Annotated in this window: 27 protein-coding genes; 20 read left to right on the top strand and 7 right to left on the bottom strand. The window is 59.0% G+C overall.

Annotated elements, in window-relative coordinates:
* Positions 1–85: 85 nt before the first annotated feature.
* On the top strand, positions 86–403 hold the full coding sequence (locus DMP17_RS10605; RefSeq protein WP_337829052.1) for a metalloregulator ArsR/SmtB family transcription factor: 318 nt from the start codon (positions 86–88) through the stop codon (positions 401–403).
* Positions 404–508: 105 nt separating this feature from the next.
* Positions 509–2,056, top strand: coding sequence for a phospholipase D-like domain-containing protein (locus DMP17_RS10600; protein WP_337829051.1), 1,548 nt, complete (start codon positions 509–511; stop codon positions 2,054–2,056).
* Between the two features lie 4 nt (positions 2,057–2,060).
* Here the strand turns inward: DMP17_RS10600 and DMP17_RS10595 are convergent, their stop codons facing one another.
* Both DMP17_RS10595 and hemE read right to left on the bottom strand, forming a co-directional pair.
* Positions 2,061–2,504, bottom strand: a complete 444-nt coding sequence (locus DMP17_RS10595; protein WP_337829050.1) for a CopD family protein — start codon at positions 2,502–2,504, stop codon at positions 2,061–2,063.
* A 30-nt stretch (positions 2,505–2,534) separates the two neighbouring features.
* Positions 2,535–3,584: a uroporphyrinogen decarboxylase gene (gene hemE, locus DMP17_RS10590; protein WP_337829049.1), complete on the bottom strand. Its 1,050-nt coding sequence runs from the start codon at positions 3,582–3,584 to the stop codon at positions 2,535–2,537.
* A 662-nt stretch (positions 3,585–4,246) separates the two neighbouring features.
* On the opposite strand from hemE, the gene cml reads away from it, so the two are divergent.
* Positions 4,247–5,443, top strand: coding sequence for a CmlA/FloR family chloramphenicol efflux MFS transporter (gene cml, locus DMP17_RS10585; protein ID WP_337829048.1), 1,197 nt, complete (start codon positions 4,247–4,249; stop codon positions 5,441–5,443).
* Between the two features lie 129 nt (positions 5,444–5,572).
* On the opposite strand, the gene DMP17_RS10580 is transcribed toward cml, so the two are convergent.
* Positions 5,573–7,042 (bottom strand): amidohydrolase family protein, encoded by a 1,470-nt coding sequence (locus DMP17_RS10580; RefSeq protein WP_337829047.1) that lies wholly within the window; start codon positions 7,040–7,042, stop codon positions 5,573–5,575.
* 171 nt (positions 7,043–7,213) lie between these two features.
* Here DMP17_RS10580 and DMP17_RS10575 point away from each other — a divergent pair, with 171 nt between their 5' ends.
* The 9 genes from DMP17_RS10575 to DMP17_RS10535 all read left to right on the top strand — a co-directional run bounded on the left by DMP17_RS10575 (position 7,214) and on the right by DMP17_RS10535 (position 13,616).
* Positions 7,214–8,044 carry a pyruvate, water dikinase regulatory protein gene (locus tag DMP17_RS10575; RefSeq protein WP_337829046.1) on the top strand — a complete coding sequence of 277 codons (831 nt, stop codon included), beginning with the start codon at positions 7,214–7,216 and terminating at the stop codon, positions 8,042–8,044.
* Complete coding sequence (locus DMP17_RS10570) at positions 8,041–8,649, top strand: Maf family protein (protein WP_337829045.1); 609 nt, start codon at positions 8,041–8,043, stop codon at positions 8,647–8,649. The genes DMP17_RS10575 and DMP17_RS10570 overlap by 4 nt, the downstream gene beginning before the upstream one ends.
* Positions 8,646–9,503: a shikimate dehydrogenase family protein gene (locus tag DMP17_RS10565; protein ID WP_337829044.1), complete on the top strand. Its 858-nt coding sequence runs from the start codon at positions 8,646–8,648 to the stop codon at positions 9,501–9,503. Before DMP17_RS10570 ends, DMP17_RS10565 begins: the two co-directional genes overlap by 4 nt.
* Positions 9,482–10,120, top strand: a complete 639-nt coding sequence (gene coaE / locus DMP17_RS10560) for a dephospho-CoA kinase (protein WP_337829043.1) — start codon at positions 9,482–9,484, stop codon at positions 10,118–10,120. The genes DMP17_RS10565 and coaE overlap by 22 nt, the downstream gene beginning before the upstream one ends.
* A gap of 44 nt (positions 10,121–10,164) precedes the next feature.
* Positions 10,165–10,851, top strand: a complete 687-nt coding sequence (gene dnaQ / locus DMP17_RS10555) for a DNA polymerase III subunit epsilon (RefSeq protein WP_337829042.1) — start codon at positions 10,165–10,167, stop codon at positions 10,849–10,851.
* 79 nt (positions 10,852–10,930) lie between these two features.
* Positions 10,931–11,503: a ribosome hibernation-promoting factor, HPF/YfiA family gene (hpf, locus tag DMP17_RS10550; RefSeq protein ID WP_337829041.1), complete on the top strand. Its 573-nt coding sequence runs from the start codon at positions 10,931–10,933 to the stop codon at positions 11,501–11,503.
* Positions 11,504–11,752: 249 nt separating this feature from the next.
* On the top strand, positions 11,753–12,220 hold the full coding sequence (locus DMP17_RS10545) for a PTS sugar transporter subunit IIA (protein WP_337829040.1): 468 nt from the start codon (positions 11,753–11,755) through the stop codon (positions 12,218–12,220).
* Positions 12,221–12,240: 20 nt separating this feature from the next.
* Positions 12,241–12,678 (top strand): DUF1491 family protein, encoded by a 438-nt coding sequence (locus tag DMP17_RS10540; protein ID WP_337829039.1) that lies wholly within the window; start codon positions 12,241–12,243, stop codon positions 12,676–12,678.
* 182 nt (positions 12,679–12,860) lie between these two features.
* Positions 12,861–13,616 (top strand): cell wall hydrolase, encoded by a 756-nt coding sequence (locus tag DMP17_RS10535; protein ID WP_337829038.1) that lies wholly within the window; start codon positions 12,861–12,863, stop codon positions 13,614–13,616.
* Positions 13,617–13,893: 277 nt separating this feature from the next.
* Here the strand turns inward: DMP17_RS10535 and DMP17_RS10530 are convergent, their stop codons facing one another.
* From DMP17_RS10530 to DMP17_RS10520, 3 genes are read right to left on the bottom strand one after another with little or no spacing between them, the layout of a single operon-like run.
* Entirely contained in the window at positions 13,894–14,304 is a 411-nt protein-coding gene (locus DMP17_RS10530) for a nuclear transport factor 2 family protein (RefSeq protein WP_337829037.1), read from the bottom strand.
* A 12-nt stretch (positions 14,305–14,316) separates the two neighbouring features.
* Positions 14,317–15,018 carry a dienelactone hydrolase family protein gene (locus DMP17_RS10525; RefSeq protein WP_337829036.1) on the bottom strand — a complete coding sequence of 234 codons (702 nt, stop codon included), beginning with the start codon at positions 15,016–15,018 and terminating at the stop codon, positions 14,317–14,319.
* Positions 15,019–15,050: 32 nt separating this feature from the next.
* Complete coding sequence (locus DMP17_RS10520) at positions 15,051–15,524, bottom strand: methylated-DNA--[protein]-cysteine S-methyltransferase (RefSeq protein ID WP_337829035.1); 474 nt, start codon at positions 15,522–15,524, stop codon at positions 15,051–15,053.
* Between the two features lie 46 nt (positions 15,525–15,570).
* On the opposite strand from DMP17_RS10520, the gene DMP17_RS10515 reads away from it, so the two are divergent.
* Positions 15,571–15,828: a DUF6489 family protein gene (locus tag DMP17_RS10515; RefSeq protein WP_337829034.1), complete on the top strand. Its 258-nt coding sequence runs from the start codon at positions 15,571–15,573 to the stop codon at positions 15,826–15,828.
* Between the two features lie 336 nt (positions 15,829–16,164).
* On the opposite strand, the gene DMP17_RS10510 is transcribed toward DMP17_RS10515, so the two are convergent.
* Positions 16,165–17,124 carry a LysR family transcriptional regulator gene (locus DMP17_RS10510; RefSeq protein ID WP_337829033.1) on the bottom strand — a complete coding sequence of 320 codons (960 nt, stop codon included), beginning with the start codon at positions 17,122–17,124 and terminating at the stop codon, positions 16,165–16,167.
* A 42-nt stretch (positions 17,125–17,166) separates the two neighbouring features.
* On the opposite strand from DMP17_RS10510, the gene DMP17_RS10505 reads away from it, so the two are divergent.
* The 7 genes from DMP17_RS10505 to DMP17_RS10475 all read left to right on the top strand — a co-directional run bounded on the left by DMP17_RS10505 (position 17,167) and on the right by DMP17_RS10475 (position 24,364).
* Positions 17,167–17,493 (top strand): UrcA family protein, encoded by a 327-nt coding sequence (locus DMP17_RS10505; RefSeq protein ID WP_337829032.1) that lies wholly within the window; start codon positions 17,167–17,169, stop codon positions 17,491–17,493.
* Positions 17,494–17,571: 78 nt separating this feature from the next.
* A complete protein-coding gene (gene mnmE / locus DMP17_RS10500) occupies positions 17,572–18,876 on the top strand; it encodes a tRNA uridine-5-carboxymethylaminomethyl(34) synthesis GTPase MnmE (protein ID WP_337829031.1) in 1,305 nt (434 codons plus the stop codon).
* Positions 18,877–18,977: 101 nt separating this feature from the next.
* Positions 18,978–20,840: a tRNA uridine-5-carboxymethylaminomethyl(34) synthesis enzyme MnmG gene (gene mnmG / locus DMP17_RS10495; protein ID WP_337829030.1), complete on the top strand. Its 1,863-nt coding sequence runs from the start codon at positions 18,978–18,980 to the stop codon at positions 20,838–20,840.
* Positions 20,837–21,469, top strand: coding sequence for a 16S rRNA (guanine(527)-N(7))-methyltransferase RsmG (rsmG, locus tag DMP17_RS10490; protein ID WP_337829029.1), 633 nt, complete (start codon positions 20,837–20,839; stop codon positions 21,467–21,469). The genes mnmG and rsmG overlap by 4 nt, the downstream gene beginning before the upstream one ends.
* Positions 21,388–22,275 (top strand): ParA family protein, encoded by an 888-nt coding sequence (locus tag DMP17_RS10485; RefSeq protein WP_337829028.1) that lies wholly within the window; start codon positions 21,388–21,390, stop codon positions 22,273–22,275. Before rsmG ends, DMP17_RS10485 begins: the two co-directional genes overlap by 82 nt.
* A gap of 41 nt (positions 22,276–22,316) precedes the next feature.
* Positions 22,317–23,279: a ParB/RepB/Spo0J family partition protein gene (locus tag DMP17_RS10480; protein ID WP_337829027.1), complete on the top strand. Its 963-nt coding sequence runs from the start codon at positions 22,317–22,319 to the stop codon at positions 23,277–23,279.
* A 368-nt stretch (positions 23,280–23,647) separates the two neighbouring features.
* Positions 23,648–24,364: a Crp/Fnr family transcriptional regulator gene (locus DMP17_RS10475; protein ID WP_337829026.1), complete on the top strand. Its 717-nt coding sequence runs from the start codon at positions 23,648–23,650 to the stop codon at positions 24,362–24,364.
* Positions 24,365–24,373 lie beyond the last annotated feature (9 nt).

The following is a 24,373-nucleotide window of genomic DNA, read 5'->3' as shown; positions in this document are numbered from 1 at the left end:
TTACCGGCTCTGTCTTTATTTAATTAATTACTTAAATAATAGATTCCTCTTGTCAAGCAGTTCATTCATTCCTTAATTACTCCCCATGCAATCCGTATTTGAAGCCTTGGCGTCGGCACCGCGCCGCAAAATTCTCGCTTATTTGTCCCATGCTGAACTGAGCGCGGGCGACATTGCCGCGCGTTTCGAGATTTCGAAACCGGCGGTGTCGCAACATTTATCGGTGCTGGAAAATGCCGGATTGGTCACAAGCGAAAAGCGCGGGCAATATGTATTTTACCGGCTCGTCCCCGACACGCTCACCAATACGCTCAACGGCTATGTGCAAAATGTCTGTCCGGTGGCGCGGCCTTTAAAAGCCGAAAGCCAATCGCTCGCGCGGGATCGCAAGCCATCCGATTGAGACATCATGGCAACCACAAGTTGGAGCAAAGAGAGCAAGGCGCCCTAACCGCCCTCTAACCGTTGCGGTTGACAGATAGCGGCGAAGCGCGCGATGGCTTGGGGGATGAAGCGCATCATGATGATTTTATGCGGCATAATCGCGGGCCTGATAATCGCGCTGCTGATGTTGCGGCTGGCTTTTCCTTTGCCCGACCGGGCCTCTATCCGCCCCAGCCATGCGCTCGCGCCGCCTGACAAGGGCTTGCTTGTCGGGCATATTGCCGACCTTCAACAGGCCCATCCCGGAAAATCGGGTGTCATCCCCTTGACCGAAGGCAATGACGCGCTGGCCAGCCGCTTGGCGCTCACCCGCATGGCGACGCGGTCGATTGATGTGCAATATTATATCTGGAAGGATGATATTTCAGGCCGCTTGCTGCTCGGCGCGCTGATGGAGGCGGCCAATCGCGGCGTGCGCGTGCGGCTTTTGCTCGACGATAATGGCATAACTGGCCTTGATGCCGACCTTGCCGCCCTCGACCGGATGCCCAATTTCGAGGTGCGATTGTTCAACCCCTCGACCGTGCGCGCGCCCAAAATGCTCGGCTTTGCCTATGATTTTTTCCGCATGAACCGGCGGATGCACAATAAAGCGTTCATCGTTGACGGCAGCGCGGCGATTATCGGCGGGCGCAATATCGGGGACGAATATTTCCGCATCGGCGATGAAAGCTTTTTCCTTGATCTGGATGTGATCGGACTGGGACCGGTCGTGCGCGATACCGCCGCTTTGTTCGACCGCTATTGGAACAGCCTGTCGGTCTATCCTCTCGCGCTGATCGTCAAGGATGACAGCCGCACCCCCGCCGACATTGCCGCCAAAGCGCGCGCGGCAGCGGCCAGTCCTGCCACCGCCACGCTCGTCAAACGCTATGGCGCGAGCGCGGAAGGGTTGGAGCGCGATGCTATTCCGGTCGAATGGACCGATGTGCAACTCTTCGCCGATGATCCGGCCAAAGGCTTGGGTCAGGCGCGCGGCGATATGTTGATGGTGACGCGGCTTGAAAAGGTGCTGACCACCGCAAAATCGCGCGTCGACCTTGTATCCGCTTATTTCATCCCCGGTCCCAAAGGCGCGGAAATGGCAGCGGAGCGCGCGCGGCAGGGTGTGCGCTTCCGCATCCTCACCAACGCTTATACCACCACCGACGTCAAGCTCGTCCATTCGGGCTATATCAAATATCGCAAAGCCTTGCTCGAAGCGGGGGTGCAATTGTTCGAATTGAAACCCGGTACCGCGCCGACCGCCGGAAAACCGGGCAGTTTAGCGGGCTCGTCGAGCGCCAGCCTCCATGCCAAAAGCTTTGCCATGGATGATGCGCAAATCTTTATCGGCTCGTTCAATTTCGATCCGCGCTCGGCGCATCTCAACTGCGAAATGGGCTTTCTGATTGATAGCCCGACCCTCGCGCGGCAAATGCGCGAAGGCTTTGACAAGCAAATCCTTTATGCAAGCTACCAGCCGGAAATCGGGCAGGACGGGGCGATGATTTGGCAAGACCATCAAGCCGATGGCAAGGTTGAAACCCTCAGCCCCGAACCCGGCACCACCGGATTTGACCGGTTTTTGATGCGCGTGATGGGCTGGTTTCCGATCGAACGCTGGCTCTAGGCCGTCAAAAGGGCCGCACAACCACCAGAATGACCGTGACCACCGCAATCAGCCCCGGAATTTCATTCCACATGCGCAATTTTTTCTCGCTAAATTTGCGCTCGCCGCGTTTCAACGCCTTGGCATAGCGGACAATCCAGCCATGATAGGCGCTAATCACCAGCACGAATAATAATTTGGCGTGGAACCAGCCGTCGCTCCACAGATTGAGATGCGCGGCGAGCATCAGCCCCAGCACCCACACAAGGATGATGGACGGCATCAGGATGATTTTGCGCAGCCGCTCGTTGCGCTCGTTCCACAGCGTATCTTCCGGCGATCCTGCCGCGCTTTGCTGTTGATAGACAAAGAAGCGCGGCATCATGAACAGGCCGGCCATGAGGAAAATCACAAAGATGATGTGCGCGGCTTTTATCCACAGATAGGCCGACCCCAAAAATCCTGTCATTGTTGTCCTCCTGTTCGCGGGGCGCGCCGCTTAGCCTGCGCTGCGCACGCTTTGCACCAGCGCATCGACATGCGCAATCGGGGTATCCTTGTCGATGCCGTGGCCCAGATTGAAAATATGCGGACGGCCTTCAAAACTGGCGAGAATATGATCGACCGCGCGGGTCAATTCCGCGCCGCCTGCCATAAGCGCCAGCGGGTCAAGATTGCCTTGAACGGGAAGGCCGGACGGCAAAATCCTGTTCGCCCAGACCGGATCGACGGTTTCATCAAGGCCGAGCGCATCGACGCCGGTGCCTTCGACATAGCTCAATAATTTACCGCCCGCGCCTTTGGGAAAGCCGATGATCACCGCATCGGGATGCCGCGCGCGCAATTTATCCACAATCGCGCGGTTGGGGGCAATCACCCAGCGGTCAAATTGCGCAGGCGACAGGCTGCCCGCCCAGCTATCGAATAGCTGCACCGCATCGGCGCCCGCTTTTATCTGGCCGCTGAGATAATCGACCGAAATATCGACAATCGCGTCGATCAGCGCCTGGAAGCGCGATGCGTCTTCATAAGCCATGCGCCGCGTGACGCCCTGGTCCTTACTCCCTTCGCCATTCACCATATAGGTCGCAACCGTCCAGGGACTGCCTGCAAAGCCCAACATGGTCTGGTCGGGGGCCAAAGCTGCTTTCACCTGCCGCACTGTCTCATAGACCGGTTCAAACCGCTCCAGCACCGGAGTCAGATCTTCGAGCCGCGCATCGGCAAGCCGCGGCGACAGATGCGGGCCTTCCCCGGCAAGGAACTGCAAATGCTGTCCCATTGCGTGCGGCACGATCAGAATGTCGGAAAACAGGATCGCGGCATCAAAATCAAAACGGCGTAGCGGCTGGAGCGTAACCTCGGCCGCGGCGGCGCTGTCATAGACCAGATCGAGAAATCCGCCCTTTTCGGCGCGCAATGCGCGATATTCGGGCAGATAGCGCCCCGCTTGCCGCATCATCCACATCGGTTTCCCCCCGCGCGGATGGGGCCGGAGAGCGCCTTGAAGCGCGGCAAGAAGCGGTTTGGTCGGATGCGGTTCAGACATAGCCCCGCCCGCTAAGCCGAACCGTCCGGAAAGTCAAAAGCCTGTCCGGTCAATGCCGAGGTTATTCCGACTCTTTTGCGGGCGGGCGTACCCTCTCCGCTCACCCCATAATAAATATATTTATATATAAGATTGTTGAATCTTGTTGGGGGGAGGGGAGTCGGGGATAAGCTCTGGCTGTCGCTTTTATCCACAGCTTGCGATCCGCAAAGCCGCACAAATTTGAAGAGTCGGAAAATCTACCCTCCTTATCCACAGCCTGTGGGTAAGTGCGCGTCCCTGTGGATAAGCCTGTCGACCAACAGGCCGGTAACGGGCATCAAATAGCATCCCCGATTCCGCCCCCCGACCTGCCCAAGAGTCGTCCCCCATTTTATCCACAGGTCCCCTTTTATCGACAGACCCGAATTTATCCCCCCGAACCGCAGGATTTGCTCGGGCATCATCGCCATGGTATCCAAGCCATACCCGGCAGGACCGGAACTTTAATCGAAAAGGACCGGAAGCTATGGGAACATCCAAAAAATCGGACCGCTAAGCCGCAACATATTTTTCAAATCATGTTGCGGCAGTCTGTTGACCGGATCTATTTTTCCATAAAACCTATCCTATAGCGCGCAGGCCGCCGTGAAAATGCCCTTCATTTGAACGGATGGATAATCATGCCTGCCAAAAACGACCGGCTGTGGACATACAGCCTGCCTGTCGCGCTGCTTTTGCTTGCGCCCTTCAACATTCTTGCCTCGCTCGGAATGGACATTTATTTGCCCGTGGTTCCGATGATGCCCGCAATAATGGGCACAACGCCCGATATTATCCAACTCACCCTCAGCCTCTATATGGTGATGTTAGGCGTCGGGCAGATTTTGTTCGGCGCCTTGTCCGATCATATTGGCCGCCGCCCAGTTCTGATCGGCGGGGTTGTGCTTTTTGCGATGGCGTCCTTTGGTCTGGCCTTTAGCAAAAGCGCACCGTTATTTGTCCTCTTGCGGCTGGTGCAAGCGACCGGTGCATCGGCGATGCTCGTCGCCATGTTTGCAACCATCCGCGATGTTTATGCCGATAAGCCGGAAAGCAACAGCATCTATGGCCTGATGAACGCGATGTTGGCCTTTGTGCCTGCAATCGGTCCCGTCGTCGGCGCATTGCTTGTCGCGCATTTCGGCTGGCCGTCAGTGTTTATAGCCTTGTCCGTACCAGCTTTGGTGCTGGGCGTGATTGCGCGTCCGCTTTGGCCCGAAACACGCGATAGTGCGTCCCAAACAGAGCGCCCCGATTATCGCCTCTTGCTGCGCAACCGGCCTTTCTGGTCTTATACGCTGGCGTTCGGGACGGCGATGGGTGCGTTTTTTGTGTTTTTCTCCATCGCGCCGGTCCTATTGGTCGATAAAGCCGGATATTCCGGCCTCGGGTTCAGTCTCGTCTTTGCAAGCGTTGCGCTGGTGATGATCGGCGCCACAAAGTTGATGCAAAGCCATATCCTTCTTTGGGGCAATCGGGCGAGCGTGGTGCGCGGTATGGCGCTGATGGCGGTTGGCGCACTATTATTGACGGCGGGGCAGCTTTATATGCGCCCGTCTTTCTGGTCCTTCATCGTGCCGATGTGTGTGGTCGCGGTCGGCATTGTGATAACCGCGTCAGTTACCGCCAATGGCGCGCTCAAGGATTTCGGCGCGATGGCGGGCGCAGCGGTTGCGCTTCATTTCTGCATCCAGAGCCTCATCGTCGGGCTGGTCGGGACGGGAGCCATTATGCTGTTCGGCCATGACAAGGCTTGGCCCTTAATTGCCTATATCGGCGTCATGGCGTCAGCGACGCTTTATGTGATGTTCCGCTTGAAAGAGACTGACACAGGATAAGCAGCGTGTGAAAATAGTCCGGCGGAGCGGCGGGCTTGGGGCCTGCCGCTTCGCCCTGTTGCACTTGCATCCCCGCCATTTCTTCCCTCAAAAGATTCGTCCTCTTTTTAGAATAAGGAGAAGAGGCGCCTAATTTAACTGTTTGGTACCGGCGATAGAGTTCCAGGTCGCAACCTGCGCTTGGGCTGTTGCGAGCAACCCGTCCAAAGCGGCGCGATCATGGGTTTTGCCGCGCAAGATCACCATGCGGATGGATTTGGTGGCGCTAATATCTTTTAGCGGATTGCGTTCAAGCAGCACCAAATCCGCAGCTTTACCCTGACCAATCGCACCATAACGGTCCAGCTTTCCGAACCAGTCCGGCCCGGCCCGGGTCGCTGAACGTAGCGCATCGGCTGGCGTCATGCCGTAACGCACATATTGGGCAAGTTCGTCATGCAGAGCAAATCCTGGATAATCATAGCTGTTGAGGAAACCCGCATCGGTGCCGGCCATGATGGTCACGCCTTCCTTGCGTAACATCGGTAAAATAGCCGCCATTTGTTCAAAATGACGATGGCGCGCAATTTTTTCCTCAGCGGTCGCTTTTGCTGCCCGGTCCACGCGCCATTGATAGGTCGCCCGCAATTTCGGGCCGATAAAGGCGAGTTCGGGATCCTTGCTATGATCGTCCTTGTCGAGATAGGCGATGGTGCGGCTGATCGATAAAGTGGGCGTCACAAATACGCGGTTTGCGGCCATTTTCTTATAGGCGGCTTTGGCGGTTGCGGGATCAAAGCCCGCATCAATCTTGTCCTGCACCGCGCCGCGCGTCAATTTTCCGGCGGCAAAGTCTGCTGCAAGCACTGCTTCATCCCGAACGCCCGCTTTAAATGCATAATCAAGATGTTCGATTGAGCTCATACCCGCATCAACCGCCTGATCGATGGTGAGCGCATAAGGAATATGACCCGACACCAGCAAGCCTTCGCGCCGCGCCTTGCTGATCGCATAGAGATAAAGAGTGGGGTCCAGCGTGCTGTCGGTGATTTTCACAAAATCGACCTTGAGGCCTTTTAATTGCGTGATGGCATTATCAACATCGGCCTTGCTTCCGGCTTCGATCGTACCTTTCCACACCGGCTTGATGCCCTCGATTTTGGGGCCGGATGTATAGAGGGTTGGTCCAAATAGACGCCCTTGGTTGATGTCATCGCGCCAGCCCAGCACTTGATGCGGTAAATCGCCTGCACAATCGCGAATGCTGGTAATCCCGTTGGCGATATAAAGCGGAAGCAGCGCCTTATTTTCGTCGACTAACTCCGGCCCACCGCCGAAATGGACGTGCATATCCCATAGGCCCGGGATGAGGTAACCGCCATTGCCGTCGACCGTTTGACCCGCTTTCCACGCGCGCGATACTATTTTGTCGTTGCCGGTGGCGACAATAGTATCGCCCTTGATAACCACGGCCTGTTCGGGAATGGCACGGCCTTTTTCTACATCAATCATGGTTACATGGCGCAAGATGAGATCGGCTTGCTGCGGCGCGGCCAAAGCGGGATTTGCACTGCCGAGCATAAATAGTGCCAAGGCGAGATGATGGCGGGGATATTTCATTTTTCGGATTTCCCTTCAATCTATTAACCGCCCTCAATAGCGAGAGATGATGTGGCAGATGTCCTCATGCTGTCTGCCTGTTGCGGCGGCCCGTCAACTCTTCTGTTACCGGCCGATCTAAATCCTCTCCTTGCATCCCCGCCACTTCCCCGCCAAGAGTCGGCGCTGTTTATGACCAACAAGCTTCATCTTCATCTATTGTCGGATTCCACCGGGGAAACGCTGGAAAATATTGCCAAAGCCGCGCTTGCGCAATTTGCAGATGTCGAGGTGGTGCGCCATTTCTGGCCGATGGTGCGCTCCGAAGGGCATCTCGATCGGATCATGAGCGAAGTCGCCGATAATCCGGGGCTGGTGATGTTCACGCTTGTCAATCCTGATCTGCGGCAGAAGCTGGAGCAACGCTGCCATATGCTCGATCTGCCTGCGGTCGCGGCGCTCGATGCGGTTACGGCGGCGCTGTCCAACCTGTTGGGGCAAACGGCGAAAACGCGGCCCGGCAGCCAGCACATCATGGATCAGGCCTATTTCAACCGAGTCGATGCGATCCATTATACGATTGCGCATGATGATGGCCTGCATTGGGAAAATTGGGAGGAGGCGGACATATTGCTGGCGGGCGTATCGCGCTCGTCCAAGACGCCAACCTCCATCTATCTTGCCAATCGCGGTTATAAAACCGCCAACATTCCGATTGTCCCAGAAGCGCCGCCGCCCGACGCTTTGTTCCACGTGAAACATCCGATGATAGTGGGGCTTACCACCAATGCCGAGCGGCTGATCCAGGTGCGGCGTAACCGCCTGCTGTCGATTAACGAAAGCGCCGCGACCAGCTATGCCGATGAAGAAGCGGTCAAGGCGGAGTTGCAATATGCGCGGCGCATGTTTGCCGATAATGACTGGCCGGTGATTGATGTAACGCGCCGCTCCATCGAAGAAACCGCCGCCGCGATCATCAACCTGTATAATGAGCGCATGATGCGGCAGGCGGAAACCGCATGAGTGATACGCCGACTTTGGTTTTAGCCTCGCAAAGCGCGAGCCGACGCGCGATGCTTGATGCGGCGGGGGTTTCCTATGAAGCCTTTCCGGCGGCGGTCGATGAAGCGGCGATCAAACAGGCCTTGCTTGCCGAAGGGCAGAGCCCGCGCAATCTCGCCGATGCGCTCGCCGAAGCCAAAGCGATCAAGGTGTCCAGCCGGATTCCGGGCGCGTTGGTGCTGGGGAGTGACTCGCTGGTCGCGCTGGCCGACGGCAGCTTGCTCGACAAGCCCGAAAGCCGCGAACAGGCCGCCGACCATCTCGCGCGCATGTCGGATGGCATCCACGAATTATGGAGCGCGGTCGTGATGGCCGAAAATGGCCAGCCGGTGTGGCGCCATGTCGAACGCGCGCGGATGATTGTGCGGCCCTTGTCGGCGGACTTTATCGCCGCCTATCTTAATGCCGAATGGCCTGCGATTGCGGGCTGTGTCGGCTGTTTCCGTATCGAAGGGCCGGGCGTCCAATTGTTCAGCCGCATCGAAGGCAGCCATTTTACCATCTTGGGAATGCCCTTGCTGCCGGTGCTGGGCTATTTGCGTAACAGAGGGGTTTTGCTGTCATGACGTCATCGGATGCCGCCTTGGATTGGCAGGCTTTGCCCGCGCGCACCGCGCCTTATGCCGAAGTGATTGGCGATCCGATCAGCCATAGCAAATCGCCGCTCATCCATAATTTCTGGATCGAAAAGCTGGGGTTGGACGCGCACTATCGCGCCGCCCACGTCACGCCCGACACGCTGGCCGCTTATGTCGCTGCGCGCAGCGCGGATCCGCATTGGCGCGGGGCCAATGTCACTATCCCGCATAAAGTTGCCGTCACGGAGCTGGTCGCCGATCCGGGCAATGTGGGCCAGTCCATCGGCGCGATGAACACATTATTCCGCGGGGAAGATGGCAGCATTGCAGGCACGAACACCGATGCAGCGGGCTTTGTCTCGCCCTTGCTCGCCGCCGGATGGGAAGGCACGTCCGCCGCGATTGTCGGGTCCGGTGGCGCGGCGCGCGCGATGCTTTTCGGGCTTAAACAGATTGGCGTGACCGATTTCACCATCATTGCGCGCAATGCGTTAAAAGCGATGGGGCTATTGAGCCAGATCGGCGTCAAGGGCCGGGTGATCGGCTTTGATGCGCCGCTTCCGCCGGTGGCTTTGCTCGCCAATGCGAGCCCGATGGGGATGAAAGGCCACGACGCCTATGCGCCCGACCTGTCACCGCTTCCCAAAGATGCGGTGGTCTATGATGCCGTCTATGCCCCGCTTGAAACGCCGTTACTGGCGGCTGCGGATGCGGCGGGCCTTGCGGTGGTCGATGGCCTTGAAATGCTGGTCGGGCAAGCGGCGGCTGCCTTTGCGATCTTTTTCGGTGTCGAAGCCCCGCGCGAGCATGATGATGAATTATGGGCCTTGTTGACCGCATGACATCAGTCAAACGCCCCCGCGATTCCACCAAAAAACCGCTGCTTATCGGCCTTACCGGCTCGATCGGCATGGGCAAATCAGCGGTCGCGCAGATGTTCGCGGATGAAGGTGTGCCGGTCTATGATGCCGATGCCGAAGTGCATAAGCTGCAAGGCCCAGGCGGCGCGCTGGTGGATGCGATTGAAGCGCGTTTCCCCGGCACGACCGGTCCCGAAGGCGTCAACCGCAAGGAATTGGGCGCGCGGGTATTCGGCAAGCCGGATGAACTGAGGGCGCTTGAATCCATCATCCATCCGGTGCTGGCCCAGCAAAGGCTGGATTTTTTCGCCGCGCATCGCGATGCCGCGATGCTGTTATTCGATATTCCGCTCCTGTTTGAAAAAGGCGGGTCGGAAAATGTCGATGTGATTATCGTTGTCTCGGCCCCTGCCGATGCGCAGCGTACGCGCGTGCTGGCCCGTCCCGGCATGACGGGCCAAAAATTTGAAAAAATCCTGTCTATTCAAGTGCCTGATGCAGAAAAGCGGGCGCGCGCCGACCATATTATCGACACCGGCGTAACGCTTGAGGAAACCCGCGCGGCGGTCCGTCGCTTGATCGCTACACTCAGCCGCTGACACCCCTTGTTTATCCTCCGGATAGGCCTAATATCCGACTCAATATGCGCGAGATTGTGTTCGATACCGAAACCACCGGCCTCAGTGCCCGCGATGGCGACCGGATGGTAGAAATAGGATGTGTCGAGCTGGTGAACCGGGTGGAAACCGGGCGCACCTATCACGCCTATTTCAACCCTGAACGGTCAATGCCGGCCGAAGCCTATGCGGTGCATGGCCTGTCCGACACCTTCCTGTCCGACAAACCCAAATTTGACAGCAAGGCCGATGAATTGCTCGAATTTCTAGGCGATTCCCCGTTGGTCGCGCATAATGCGGGGTTTGATTTTTCCTTCCTCAATGCCGAACTGACCGCTTGCGGCCGCGCCGAAGTATCGCGCGACCGGATGGTCGATACGGTCGCCATGGCGCGGCAAATGCACCCCGGTGCCAAGCATAGCCTTGATGCGCTCTGCACCCGCTATGGCATCGACCGCAGCCACCGCGTCAAACATGGCGCGCTGCTCGATGCCGAATTGCTCGCCCAGCTTTATATCGAAATGACCGGCGGGCGGCAGATTGGTCTGGTGCTGGCCGAAGATGCGGTGGTTGTCGAAACCGCTACCATTGCGCTGCATAATGATCGCCCGTTCCTCGCCCCGCGCGCGCATCAGCCCAGCGCGGACGAGCTTGCGCGCCACGCCGAATTTATGAAAAAAATCAGCAATCCCTTATGGCAGGAAGGAGCTTAAACCCCCCTTTCGCGCCATAATCCCGCCGCATCGCACTGTTCCTGATTTGGTGCGGCCAATAACAAAGGAGAAGTTGAACATGGATATTCGTGTTTCGGGTCATCAAATGGACACCGGCGATGCGCTCAAGACGCACGTTAGCGACCGCATGAACGCGATAGCCGACAAATATTTCTCACGTGCGCTGTCCGCGCAGGCGACATTCGGACGCGGCCCGCATGATTCGGTTACATGCGACATTGTCGTCCATGTGATGCAAGGCGTGGTGCTGAAAGGCCAGGCGCAGGCGCAGGAAGCGCGCCACGCTTTCGATATGGCGGCGGAAAAAATCGACAAGCAATTGCGCCGTTATATGCGCCGCTTGAAAGACAAAAATCCGGGGCCGGGCAATGGCGCGGACATGATCCCCGAAGATGCGGCCTATACCGTGTTCGATGCGGGCAGCTATGACAGCGATGAAGATGCGGGCGATGCGCCGCTCATCATTGCCGAAACCAAGGTCGATATTCCGCAAGCCAGCGTTTCCGACGCGGTGATGATGCTCGATCTGCGCAACACCAATGCACTGTTGTTCGTCAACAGCCGGTCGGGCGCGCATAATATGGTCTATCGCCGCGAAGATGGCACGATAGGCTGGGTCGAGCCGCAATAAGAGGTTTCCTCGTCCAATCCTTCGAAAGCGGCTGATAAAAGCCGCTTTCGCCCCATCTATCGCGGCGGGGTTAAGCGCCTATAAACCCCGTCTATGCGATAAAGCTTTATTTCGTGCCGCGTTCAGGCTAGGGGCGCGGCACGATCTTGAACCTGCTCCCGGACCACCGGTGAGCGCAAAATGAAAAATTGCGTTACCGGTATCGCTGCCCCTCACGGGCGGCACGGACGGGGCGCATGGTGATATGCGATGACGAACTTTAATGATTTGTTGTATCCCGCGACCGTTCGGGCGCATGTGGATGTCGAATCGAAAAAGACGCTTTTCCCGCTCATCGGCGAAATGGCTGCACAGGCGCTGGGGCTGGATGCAAGCGAGGTTGCCGAAGGGCTGATCGAGCGCGAACGGTTGGGCTCCACCGGCTTTGGCAAGGGCGTTGCCTTGCCGCACGCCAAGCTGCAAGGGCTGTCGGGCGTGCGTGGCCTGTTCCTGCAACTGGTCAAGCCGATCGAATTTGACGCGGTGGACGTGCTCCCCGTGGACCTGATTTTCGTATTGCTGTCGCCGGTCGATAGCGGCGCGGAGCATTTGAAGGCTCTGGCGCGCGCTTCGCGTTTCCTGCGCGATGACCGTGCGGTCGAAAAGCTGCGCGGGGTCAAATCGACCGAGGCGCTTTATGCGCTGCTCGCGACCGAACAGGAACGCGACGCGGCCTGAACGGCCGCGCGGAATCTCGTGTGATTCCCGAACCACGCCTTGCCTCTTCCGTCATTATCGCCGCGCTGCGCCGTAAGGTCGAAGCTGTCGGCGGCTTTGCCACGGTGCTGGCCAAGGGCGATGCGGTCGCGGGCGCGATTCTGATTGTCTGTCCGCAAGGGGCTTCGGGAGACGGTGCGGGCCATGTTTCGGGCCACCTTTCGGACGATACGCGACAGGGCGAAAGCCACGCGAATACCGGCCCGGAATCCGGCCCAAAACCGGTCATTCTGGAACGCGAGCCGACTTTTGACGGCCCCGGAAAATGGATTGCTGTTGGACGGCAACATATTGATAATGAACAGAAATTATCCGAATATCTGGTCAAACGCCGTGCTTCAGATCCCGATTTATGGATAATTGAACTGGATACCGCAGACGCAGAACGGTTCGCCGCTGAAATCACCGGTTCAGCTTGACGCAAAGGTCATGCACGCGCAGGGCGCTTCTCAACGTAACGCGCAGGTTGCTTTCCGGTTCCGCTCGGGAACCCGTTGGAGGAAGTAAACACGCAGACGGGGGGTTAGCCTTGAACGCAGATGGATGACTTGGATCAGCCACGTGTTCCTGTGCGAGCTCACCGCATATATAATTGATTTAGATGAGTAATATTGTCAAAGCTGCGAGTGCCGCAGCGCTTCTTATTTCGGCCGTGGGTGCCTTTTGGATGACCGACCCCGGCTTTGCTTATAGCAGTGCGTTCGACGTTACCCCCGCATTGCAGGCCAACCAGAATAATAATCAGAATTCATCGACTGTTGCCGTCCCTGTGGCTGGAGAGGCTCAAGATAGCGCGAATAACGACGCTGTCGCCCAGGTAGATAAGCCGGTCGAAACCCCCAAAGCGCAACCCGTCATCATCACCGACGAAAAAGGCAACAGCAGCGATCTGGACGAAATCCAGAAGAAAGCCGATGCCCTGCGTGCGGAACGTCCGCAAAGCGCGTCGTCCTTGAATGATCTGGTCCGCAATATGCCGACCGACATTGCGCTGACCGCCGAACAGACCTGCCTTGCCGGTGCGGTCTATTTTGAATCGAAGAGCGAATCGCTTGCCGGACAGCTTGCCGTTGCGCGCGTGGTTATCAACCGCGCCAAATCGGGCCGCTTCCCCAAATCGATCTGCGGCGTTGTCTATCAGCCGAGCCAGTTTTCGTTCGTGCGCGGCCGTTCGATGCCGCGCATCAACAAGGCCGGCCAACAGTGGAAAAACGCCATCGCCATCACCCAGATCGCGATGGACAATAGCTGGAAAAGCAGCGTCGAAGGCGCGCTTTTCTTCCACGCCCGCCACGTATCGCCGGGCTGGAAACTGCGCCGCATGGCCCAAGTCGACAACCATATCTTCTATCGCTGAGCGCGTAGCGGCCTCGCAAGGCTGAAATGCATATGAAAAAAGGCGGTCCGGATTAAAGTCCGGGCCGCCTTTTTTTTATTGGGTTTTCGGGTAGGATTGGCATGTCATAAGCCCCTCCCCTTCAGGGGAGGGGTTGGGGTGGGGACTGTCCGTCTGGCGTTCTATATGCGGACAGACCCCACCCCACTTCGACTAAGAATTTTCGCTTTCGCATAAAATTCCTAAGTCTCCGTACGCCCCTCCCCTAAAGAGGAGGGGCTTTAATGGTAGCGTAAACCTACCCCTTCTGCCCCTCCAGCATTGCGGCCATAAGTTCCCACAGCTTGTTCATGCCCTTCATCGGGCGGACCATGACTTTGAAATCTTCGATCAGGCCTGCATCGTTGAAGCGGATAATATCGACGCCATTGATATGGATGCCGTCAATGCTGGTGGAAAATTCCAGCATCGCCTGATTGCCGTCGACCAGTTCGCGGTCATAGCGGAAGTCTGCATTGCCCAGCACATGAGCGGCGGAGAACAGATAGGCGAACACCTTGTCCTTGCCCTCCTGGGGGGTGTGGACCACCGGTGAATGGAAGATGGCATCATCGGACAGCATGGCGCGAAGGGCGACCGCATCACGGTCCCCTGCGACAAAATCATGCCAAGCCGCAACACCGGCGAGCGCGACGGGCGAACGGACCATAAGCCGCGAACCTTAACCCAGATGCTCGGCAAAGAAGGCAGTGGTGCGGCTGTCGGCCAGCTTTGCGCCTTCATCATTGCGCCGGTCGCCCATTTCGGTCGCAAAGCCGTGGTCGAGCCCCGGATAATCATAGAGCGTCACGCGCGGATGGTCGTCCAACCCTTCATGCATCGCCTTTTGCGCATCCGGGCCGACAAAATGGTCGGCGGTCGGGATATGCAGCAACAGCGGCTTGGCAATCGCATGGGCTTCGTTCAGCATCTGGTCGATCATCACGCCATAATAGCCGACCGACGCATCAGTATCGGTGCGCGCGGCGGTCATATAGGCAAGCTTGCCGCCAAGGCAGTAGCCGACGCAGCCGACCTTGGCGACCGCAGCCTGGCCATCAATCCCGGCGCGGATCGCGCGGATGGTCGCTTCAATATCCTTGACGCCCAAATCAGGGTCATATTGGCCGAAATAGCCCATCGCTTGGTCCATTTCCGCCGGAATATCAGGATTAAGCTCCACGCCCGGCGCAAATCGCCAGAAAATATCCGGCGCGACCGCCAGATAGCCGTCGGCGGCGAGCTTGTCGCATTTTTGCCGGATGCCGGGATTAATCCCGAAAATTTCCGGAATGACGATGATGGCCGCGCGCGGCGCGCCTTCGGGGGCGGCAACATAAGCGTAAAATTCGCCTTCTCCATCCATTGCCTTGATCTGGGCCATTATCTGTCTCCTTATTGATATGCGGTATTTTTTTAGCGGTTTTGCTGTTCGAAGCGGATGAGCCATAGCTTTGTGTCGACGCCATGACCGCCCGAATAATGTTCGGGCGCGCCCTTGGCCGAGGTCACGCGATGGCATGGAATGATGATCGGGAACGGGTTGCGGCGGCACGCCTGCCCGACCGCGCGCGGCCCTGAGTCCAAGAGATTCGCCAGCGCGCCATAGCCTAAGGTTTCACCATAAGGGATGGATTGTATCCCTGCGCGCAAGGCCTCCCCGCGCGGCGAGGCGGCGGGGGCAAGCGGCAGGTCGAATATGCGCCGCTCTCCGGCGAAATAAGCGGCGAGTTGGATTGCCGCCTCCACTAACAGCGGATCGCCGCTCCGGTCGCCCTCCAGCGCGGCTCCGGGCAAAATGGTGAGGCCGGTCAGCACGCCATCACAGGCGGTTAGCCGGATCGGCCCCACGGGACTTTCAATGACAGCGGTTGCAGGCGCGGATGACATGGGGCAAGACTAGCATCAGCATTTGCCGGAAGGAAAGGCCGCTCCAATGAAAATCTCCATCGACGTTGATTGCACTCCGCAGGAGGCGCGCCAGATGCTCGGCCTGCCCGACCTCGAACCGGTCCACGACATTTATCTCGACCAGATGAAGGGCATGATGAAGAAAGGCGTCACGCCCGAAGTCGTCGAAAATATGATCAAAAACTGGGTGCCGACCACCGAATCCGGCCTCAATATGGTGCAACAATTAATGAGCGCCTTCGCCGGCGGCATGAGCGCGGGGAGCGCGTCGAAGAAGAAATGATGGGGGAGGGGTGTGCGAGTGTGGTAAGGGTGGTGGTAGCCAATTTTCTACCTCCGCAATCCATCTTCCCATCCCCCTAACCGTTAGCCCTGAGCTTGTCGAAGGGCGGGCATATGCATGGCGCGAACCGTTAGGCTGGAGATTGCGGAAACACGTGCTTCGACAAGCTCAGCACTAGCGGTGTGGGGAGAGGTGCGGGGGCGGTTCAAGAGCGGTTCAAGGTTGAAAGCTGCCCGTTTCTTGCAACTCAACCCTCGTCCTAACGCCATCTCAAACCTTGATCTTAACCTCAACCCCTTGACCCTACCCCTAACCACAATCTCGGTCCACAACCCCTCACGCCCCCGGTAGCCGCGTGATCCTTTCGGCCAGAAAATCACTGACCGCGCGTACCGCAGGACGGATGGCGACCCGTTCATGCGTGGCTATCCACACCGGACGCCTGTCCGCCGCCGGAGACAGGCAGCGGATGAGGTCCGGTTCACTTTCCCCGACGAGAGTCGGCAACACCGAAAGGCCCACGCCCGACCGCACCGCCGCGAGCAAGCCGGTCGCGCTGCCGAAATGGATGGTGACCGCATTGTCGAGGCCGGAGCTGCGCAGCCATTCGGAATATATCGCCCACACGCCGGGGCCACCGCCGCCGATAATCGCACGGCTCGCCATTTCGGCCACATTGGCCGGAACCCCATGTTCGCGCGCATAGGCTTGGCTGCAATAGACCGCCCATCGGTCATAGGCGACGCGGCGGATCTTTAATCCCGCTTCGCTTGGCATTACGCCAAGCCGCACCGCAATATCGGCGGCCCCCGTCGCAAGGTCGCGGCGACCATCGCTTAAATCCAGCTCGACATGGATGTCCGGATGCGCCGCGCGCAGCGCCTGTAGCAGCGGCGGGAGGATGGTCACGCCATAAAGTTCGGAGGCGGTCACCAGCACCGTGCCGCTTAACTGGCGGCGGTGCGTATCGGCGATGCTGGTGATCGCATTGACCTCACGCGCAACGCTATGGGCGCGGTCGAGCAAGGCTTCGCATAGGGCCGTCGGACGATAACCCGATTGCTGGCGGTAGAATAATTCCGTGCCAAGCGCCGCTTCAAGCGCGGAAATCCGCCGCGCAACCGTGGTTTGGCTGACCCGCAAAGCTTGGCCCGCCGCCAAAGTGCTGCCGCGTTCGGCTACCGCTATCATGTAGCGCAGATCATTCCAGTCGAGCATTTTCGGACCTGCATCGTTCTGCAAAAATGGTGAATGAAACAGCATTATAGTTGTTTGTGCAGAATAAGCCAGCGCCATAAATAGAAACCCTCTCTTGTGAATATGAAGAGGAATAGACCGATGATGACGATGATAATGGCTTTGATATTAGGGGCTTCTGCGCCGGTAACGCTTGCCGCTGATGCGCCTGTGAACAGGGCGGAGCAGGTCCGTGTCCGCCTGTCGATGGCAGGTTATGATTTTGCTAATCCCGACGATGTGGCCCGCTTCGACCGCCGCACTCGTGACGCGCTCGAACATTTATGCGGCACCGCTTCATCCGCCGATCTTGCCGGACAAAATGACGTGACACAGTGCCGCGATGCCGCAAGCGCGTTGATCCGCAACCAGCGTGACATCCGCATCGCCGCCGTAACTGCGGCGCGCCCCGCGCTTGCCCGCCGGTAAGTCGGAGCGGATAAGGATAAGCGAAAAGCGCCAAGCATTAGTGGCAATCGTGTGCAGGGATGGTATCAGTCTGGACCTATGTCCGATGATACCATCTTCGCTTTGTCGAGCGGCCAACCGCCTGCCGCCATTGCCATTATCCGCATTTCGGGACCGCACGCCGAAGCGGCAGTGCGCGCGCTTGCGGGCGATCTCCCGCCGCCACGTTCGGCACGCTTGCGGCATTTGAAGCATGCGGACGGCGTGGCGCTCGATCAGGCGCTGCTACTGTGGTTTCCGGGGTCGCGCACCGCGACGGGCGAGCCGCTGGCCGAGCTGCATTTGCATGGCGGTCGCGCGGTGGTGCGCGCGGTGGAAAATGCGCTCGCTGCATTGCCCAATCTGCGCGCTGCCGAGCCCGGCGAATTTACCCGGCGCGCGTTTGCCAACGGGGTGATCGACCTTGCCGAAGCCGAAGGGCTTGCCGATCTGCTTTCCGCAGAAACCGAAGCGCAACGCCGCAACGCGATTGCGCTCGCCGACGGCCATTTGTCGCGCGCGGTCGAAGGCTGGCAGGATGAGCTATTGCGTATCAGCGCGCTGGTCGAGGCTGATCTTGATTTTTCCGACGAGGATGATGTTGACCCCGCGCGCGCGGGGATGATCGAGGCGGCGATTGCAGGCCTCAACGCCGACATGGAAGAATGGCTGCTGCGCCCGCCGGTCGAACGGTTAAAGGATGGATTGCTGGTGGTGCTGGCCGGACCACCCAATGCCGGAAAATCGACCCTTATCAACGCACTAGCGCAACGCGAGGCGGTGATAACCTCCGACATTGCGGGCACCACGCGTGATGTGGTCGAAATTCCGGTGAGTGTCGGCGGGGTCGCGATGCGGCTTGCCGATACGGCGGGGCTGCGCGATGAAACCGGCGATGTGATCGAAGCGATGGGCATCGAACGTGCGCGCGCGATGGTCGATGCGGCCGACATATTGGTCTGGCTCGGCCCGGTCGATGATGCGCCCGACCATCCCGCGCTGATCCTCGTTGCGCCGCAAGCGGATCGCTATGCCGATGATGCATTGTGGCAGGCGCGCGCCGAAGGGGCTGATGTGATACTGTCCGCGCAAAGCGGCGAGGGGATGGGCGCGCTCGTCGATGCCATCCTTGCCGAAGCGTCCAGCCTGTTGCCGATGGGCGGCGAAATTGCGCTCAACGAACGCCAGCGCATCGCCATCGCCGAAGCGGTCGAAGTGCTGACCACCGCGCATGAACAGGAAGACCTGCTCATCATCGCCGAACGCCTCCGCATCGCCCGCGCCGCCCTCGACCGGCTCACCGGAAAGGCCTCCACCGAACATATGCTCGACGCATTGTTCGGGCGTTTTTGCATCGGGAAATAAATTGTTCCACGTGGAACAATGCGCGGGTGCTGATAAGGAAGGACGTGTGAGGCTTTGACGCTGGGGGGCTTTTGCTGTACCGCGAGGGCATCATGCTATTGTTGGACTTTGATATTGTCGTCGTGGGCGGCGGCCATGCCGGGTGCGAGGCGACGGCGGCGGCGGCGCGGATGGGCGCGCGGGTGGCGCTGGTCAGTTTCGAGCGCGCGACGATTGGCGCAATGTCGTGCAACCCTGCGATTGGCGGGCTTGGCAAGGGCCATCTGGTGCGCGAGGTTGATGCGTTTGACGGGTTAATCGGCAAGGCGGCGGACGCGGCTGCGATCCATTACCGGATGCTCAACGCATCGAAGGGCGCGGCGGTCCAAGGCCCGCGCATCCAGGCCGACCGGGCCTTGTTCAAAGCGGAAATCCACCGGCTGCTCAATGAGCAGGATGGTCTGAACATCGTTGAAGGCGAAGTGTCCGAACTGCGTTTTGAAGGCGCGCGCGTGACCGGCGTGACCTTAGCGGACGGGCGGACCTTGGCGGCGGGCGCCGTGATTCTTTGCACCGGCACTTTTCTTGGCGGGCGTATGTTCCGCGGCGAGGAGCGCATGGAAGGGGGGCGCATTGGCGAACCCGGCGCGTCCTTGCTTGCACAGCAACTTTATGCAGCCAAGCTGCCGATGACCCGGCTCAAGACCGGCACGCCGCCGCGCATTGACGGGCGCACGATCCATTGGGCGCGGCTCGCCGAACAGCCTTCGGACAGCGAAGAGGATGCGGACTGGACCATGTCGGTCGACAGCGTGCGCCGCGATGTGCCGCAGCTTTTCTGTGCGATCACGCGCACCAATGCGACGACCCACGAAATTATTCGCGGCGGGCTCGACCGTTCACCCTTGTTCAGCGGGGCCATCGGTGCGCAGGGGCCCCGTTACTGTCCGTCGATCGAGGACAAGATCCACCGCTTCGGCGACCGTGACGGGCATCAGGTATTCCTCGAACCCGAAGGGCTGGGGACGCACCTTATCTATCCCAACGGCATTTCGACCTCGCTGCCGACCGATGTCCAGCTTGCGCTGGTGCGCAGCATGGAAGGTTTGGAGCAAGCCGAACTGGTGGTGCCGGGCTATGCGGTCGAATATGACCATATCGACCCGCGCGCGCTGGGCCGCGATTTGCAGGTGGCCGCAGTTCCCGGCCTTTATTGCGCGGGCCAGATTAACGGCACAACCGGCTATGAAGAAGCGTCGGCGCAAGGGCTGGTTGCGGGGATTAACGCTGCACTGGCTGTGCAGGAACGTGCGCCGATGATTCTTGACCGCGCGTCATCCTATATCGGCGTGATGATTGACGACCTTGTGTTACAAGGGGTGAGCGAGCCATACCGGATGCTGACCGCGCGGGCGGAATATCGTTTGCGGCTGCGCGCTGACAATGCCGAAACACGGCTGTCGCCGCTCGCCGCTGAATTGGGCGTATTGTCCGATGCCCGCGGGGCATGTTTCGAGGCGCGGCAGGCAGAACGCGCGCGGGGGAGGGCCTTGCTCGCAACGCGCGCCAGCACCGCGATGCTGCGTGAAATGGGCGCGGCGATTCCGGCGGACGGGGTGCAGCGTAGCTTGGGCGAACTGCTCCGCTTCCCGACGATTGGCTGGGCGGACATCATGCGGGCCGAACCTGCGCTGGCAACGCTTCCCCCGGCGATTGCGGCGGAACTAGCCGAGGACGCGCATTATGCGCCTTATCTCGCGCGACAGGAAAACGAGATTCGCGACCTTCAGGCGAATGAGCGGATCGCGCTTGATCCGGCGCTCGACTATCGCGCGATTGGCGGGCTGTCGAACGAAATGGTCGAGCGGCTGTCGGCGGCGCGCCCGGCGACGTTGGCTGAAGCGGGGCGGGTCGCGGGGGTGACCCCTGCGGCGCTTTCGGCGATTCTCATTTACAGCCGCCGGTCGAAAATGGCGGCGGCATGAACATCAGCAATAATGAGGACGCGCGCTCCTGGCTGAGCGAGACACTCAATGTTCCACGTGGAACAATTGCGCAACTGGAGCGGTTCGAGGGATTGTTGCGCGACGAAATGACGCGGCAGAATCTGATTGCGGGCTCCACGCTCGATACGCTGTGGGCGCGGCATTATGTCGATAGCGCGCAGCTTTTGCTGTTCACCAAGGATGCGGAGAGTGGGCCTTGGCTTGATCTGGGGGCAGGGGCGGGCTTTCCCGGTATAGTCATTGCAGCACTGGCGCCTGACCGTCCGGTCCATCTGGTCGAATCACGCGCGTTGCGTTGTGATTTTTTGAGGCGGGTTGCGACGGATTTGGGCCTCGCCAATGTCACCGTCCATCATGACAAATTGGAGCGTGTAGCGGCGTTTGACAGCGCAATTATCAGTGCGCGCGCCTTCGCGCCTTTGCCCAAATTGCTCGACCTTGCGGGGCGCTTTGCGACAAAGCGGACGATTTGGGTGCTGCCCAAAGGAAAAAACGCAGTTAATGAACTAGCATCGCTTCCCAAATCATGGCAAAGATTGTTCCACGTGGAACAAAGCCTGACGGATGCGGACAGCCACATTCTCGTCGGTCACGGCAAGGCGCAGTAAAGCGCAGAAATTCGAGGGTTTCGATGATTTGCATAGCGGTCGCCAACCAGAAGGGCGGAGTGGGCAAGACCACCACCGCGATCAATCTTGCCACCGCAATGGCCGCCATCGGCTGGCGCGTGCTGCTGGTTGATCTTGACCCGCAGGGCAATGCGTCAACCGGTCTGGGCGTCGCACAATCCGAACGCGAATGGTCAAGCTATGACATATTGCTTGGCGAATCGAGCGTCGAGCAAGCCGCGATTCCGACACGCATTCCGCGTCTCGATATTGTTCCGGCGACCGTTGACCTGTCGGGCGCCGAGGTCGAGCTGGTCGGAGTCGACGATCGCACCCACCGTCTGCAACATGCGTTACGCAAAGCACCGATGGGGAAGTGGGATGTGTGCATCATTGATTGCCCGCCCTCGCTCGGTCTGCTCACGGTCAATTCGCTGGTCGCCGCACAATCGCTGGTGGTGCCGTTGCAATGCGAATTTTTTGCACTCGAAGGCCTGTCACAACTTTTGCAGACGGTCGAGCGCATCCGCGCACGCTTCAATTCGCATCTGTCGATTTTGGGCGTCGCGCTCACCATGTATGACCGGCGCAACCGCTTGACCGAGCAGGTGTCCGACGATGTGCGCGCTTGTCTTGGCAATGTCGTGTTCGAAACCGTCATTCCACGCAATGTGCGCCTGTCCGAAGCGCCGAGCCACGGTATGCCCGCGCTCATTTATGACCATCGCTGCCCCGGTTCGGAAGCCTATATGGCGCTCGCCCGCGAAGTTGTGGGCCGCTTGCCGCAGCCGCGTCAAGCTGCATAAGTCATTATATTATATAAAGAAAATCCAAGGTAATTTCCGTTATGGCCCAAAACACATCCGACCCCGAAGATGGCATCGCTGCGGCGCCGAAGAAGCGCACGATGGGCTTGGGGCGCGGGTTGAATGCGTTGCTGGGCGATGTCGCGCAGGAAGCGCCGATTGAAACCAAAGGCTATCGCGCGCCGTCAGGCGAGGTGATCGAATCGCTGTTTGTCAGCGAAATCCACCCGAACCCCGACCAGCCGCGCCGCCATTTTGATCCGGTGGCGCTCAAGGAACTGGCCGAATCAATTGCATCGCGCGGTATGTTCCAGCCGATCATCGTGCGCCCCGCGATTGACGGTTATGGCTATCAGATTGTGGCGGGCGAACGCCGCTGGCGCGCGGCTCAAGAAGCGCAACTCCACAAAGTCCCGGCAATTGTGCGCGAGCTTAATTATGCCGAGATGATGGAGATTGCGCTCCTTGAAAATATCCAGCGGTCCGACCTCAACCCGATGGAAGAGGCCGAAGCATTCAAGAAATTGATGGACGAATTTGGCCATACGCAAGAGGCGCTGTCCAAAATTGTCGGCAAATCGCGCAGCCATGTCGCGAACCATCTGCGCCTGCTCGATCTGCCCGATCGGGTGCGCGGCATGATTGTCGGCGGCCAGCTTAGCATGGGCCATGCGCGCGCGCTGATCGGCGCGCCGGAGGCCGAAGAGATTGCGCAGCGCGTCGCTTTTGAAGGCCTGTCGGTGCGCGCGACCGAAAAGCTTGCGCGCGCGGCCAAGCCCGAAGACCGCGCCAACGGTCCCAAGGCCCGCAGCAAGGCGCTCCCTGCCGGAAACGGGGCCACCAATCCCGATATTCTGGCGGTCGAGGATCATCTTGGCGATTTGCTCGGCCTCAAGGTCAAAATCGCGCATGGCCCCGGCGATGCGGGCGCGCTGACCTTGAGCTATTCGAGTCTCGACCAGCTTGATATGATCTGCCAACGCCTGTCGGGCGAGCGTATCTGACGGCTTGGCGTCATTTCTGTTTGTGCTGCGTAAATAACTGAAAACACAAAGAAATGACGGGTGCAACTGCCCCCAGTCACACCCGCCATCCGGTTTGATGCCGCACAAGGTGCGGGTCGCAAAAACACCGTGTCCGGCTTCAATCCATGCGTGCCCTTATGCAAGACAAAGCCAGGCCCAAGGGCAGGTCCGGTCCGTGGAGGGAAACGCAAATAAGCGAAGTCCGTAAACCGGTTGCCGTACCGTCATCGCCCAAAACGCCGTGCAATTCTGCGCTGAAAGCCACAAGCCGCTTGTGATAATTGGCACAATTATATAGAGTTTACGCGCAAGCGGAGGGTGAAGTGGGGGACGGTAGGGATCGGCCAATGACGGTGACGCCTGTCACAGTTGCTGATGTTGTTGCGGGCAATCAGAAAATTTCCGATGCGGAAGAGCCCTTTCCTGCGCATCTCAAGGAAGCTTTTCTTGCGCGTTCCAGCCCCGTCCATGTGCGCCGCAGCCAGATCATCCTGTCCGAAGGATCGGCAAGCGATGACGTCTATCTGATCGTCAGCGGCAAGGTGCAAATTTCGCTATTTACCATGAACGGGCGCGAAACCATTTTGCGTAATATGGGGCCGGGCATGGTGTTTGGCGAGCTGGCCGCGCTCGATGCACAGCCGCGTTCGGCCAATGTCGTGGCGCTCGACGATGCCGTGCTGGCGCATCTTACCGGCGAAGCGTTTCGCGCTTTCCTGTCCGAAGTGCCGGTCGCGGGATTTTGGATGGCGCAGCAATTATCGGCGCGGGTGCGCAACCTCACATCCAAAGCCTTTGAACTGGCGAACCTCCCCGTTAACTGCCGCATCCAGAATGAATTGCTGCGGCTGGCGGGCGAGAAGGGGCATGACGACATCACCGTGCTGCTCGAAAAATTCCCGACCCATGCCGAGCTTGCCGCGCGGCTGGGCACGCATCGCGAGGCGGTGACGCGCGAACTCGGCCTGCTCGCCAAGGAAGGGATTGTGCGGCAATCGGGGCGGACCTTGCGCATCCTGTCGATCCCCAAGCTGCGCGAAATGCAGACGAGGACTCAACGCTGATGGCCGCCG

It is taken from the genome of Pseudonocardia sp. TMWB2A (genome assembly GCF_017312135.1).
This window is presented reverse-complemented; position numbering and strand designations above follow the sequence as displayed.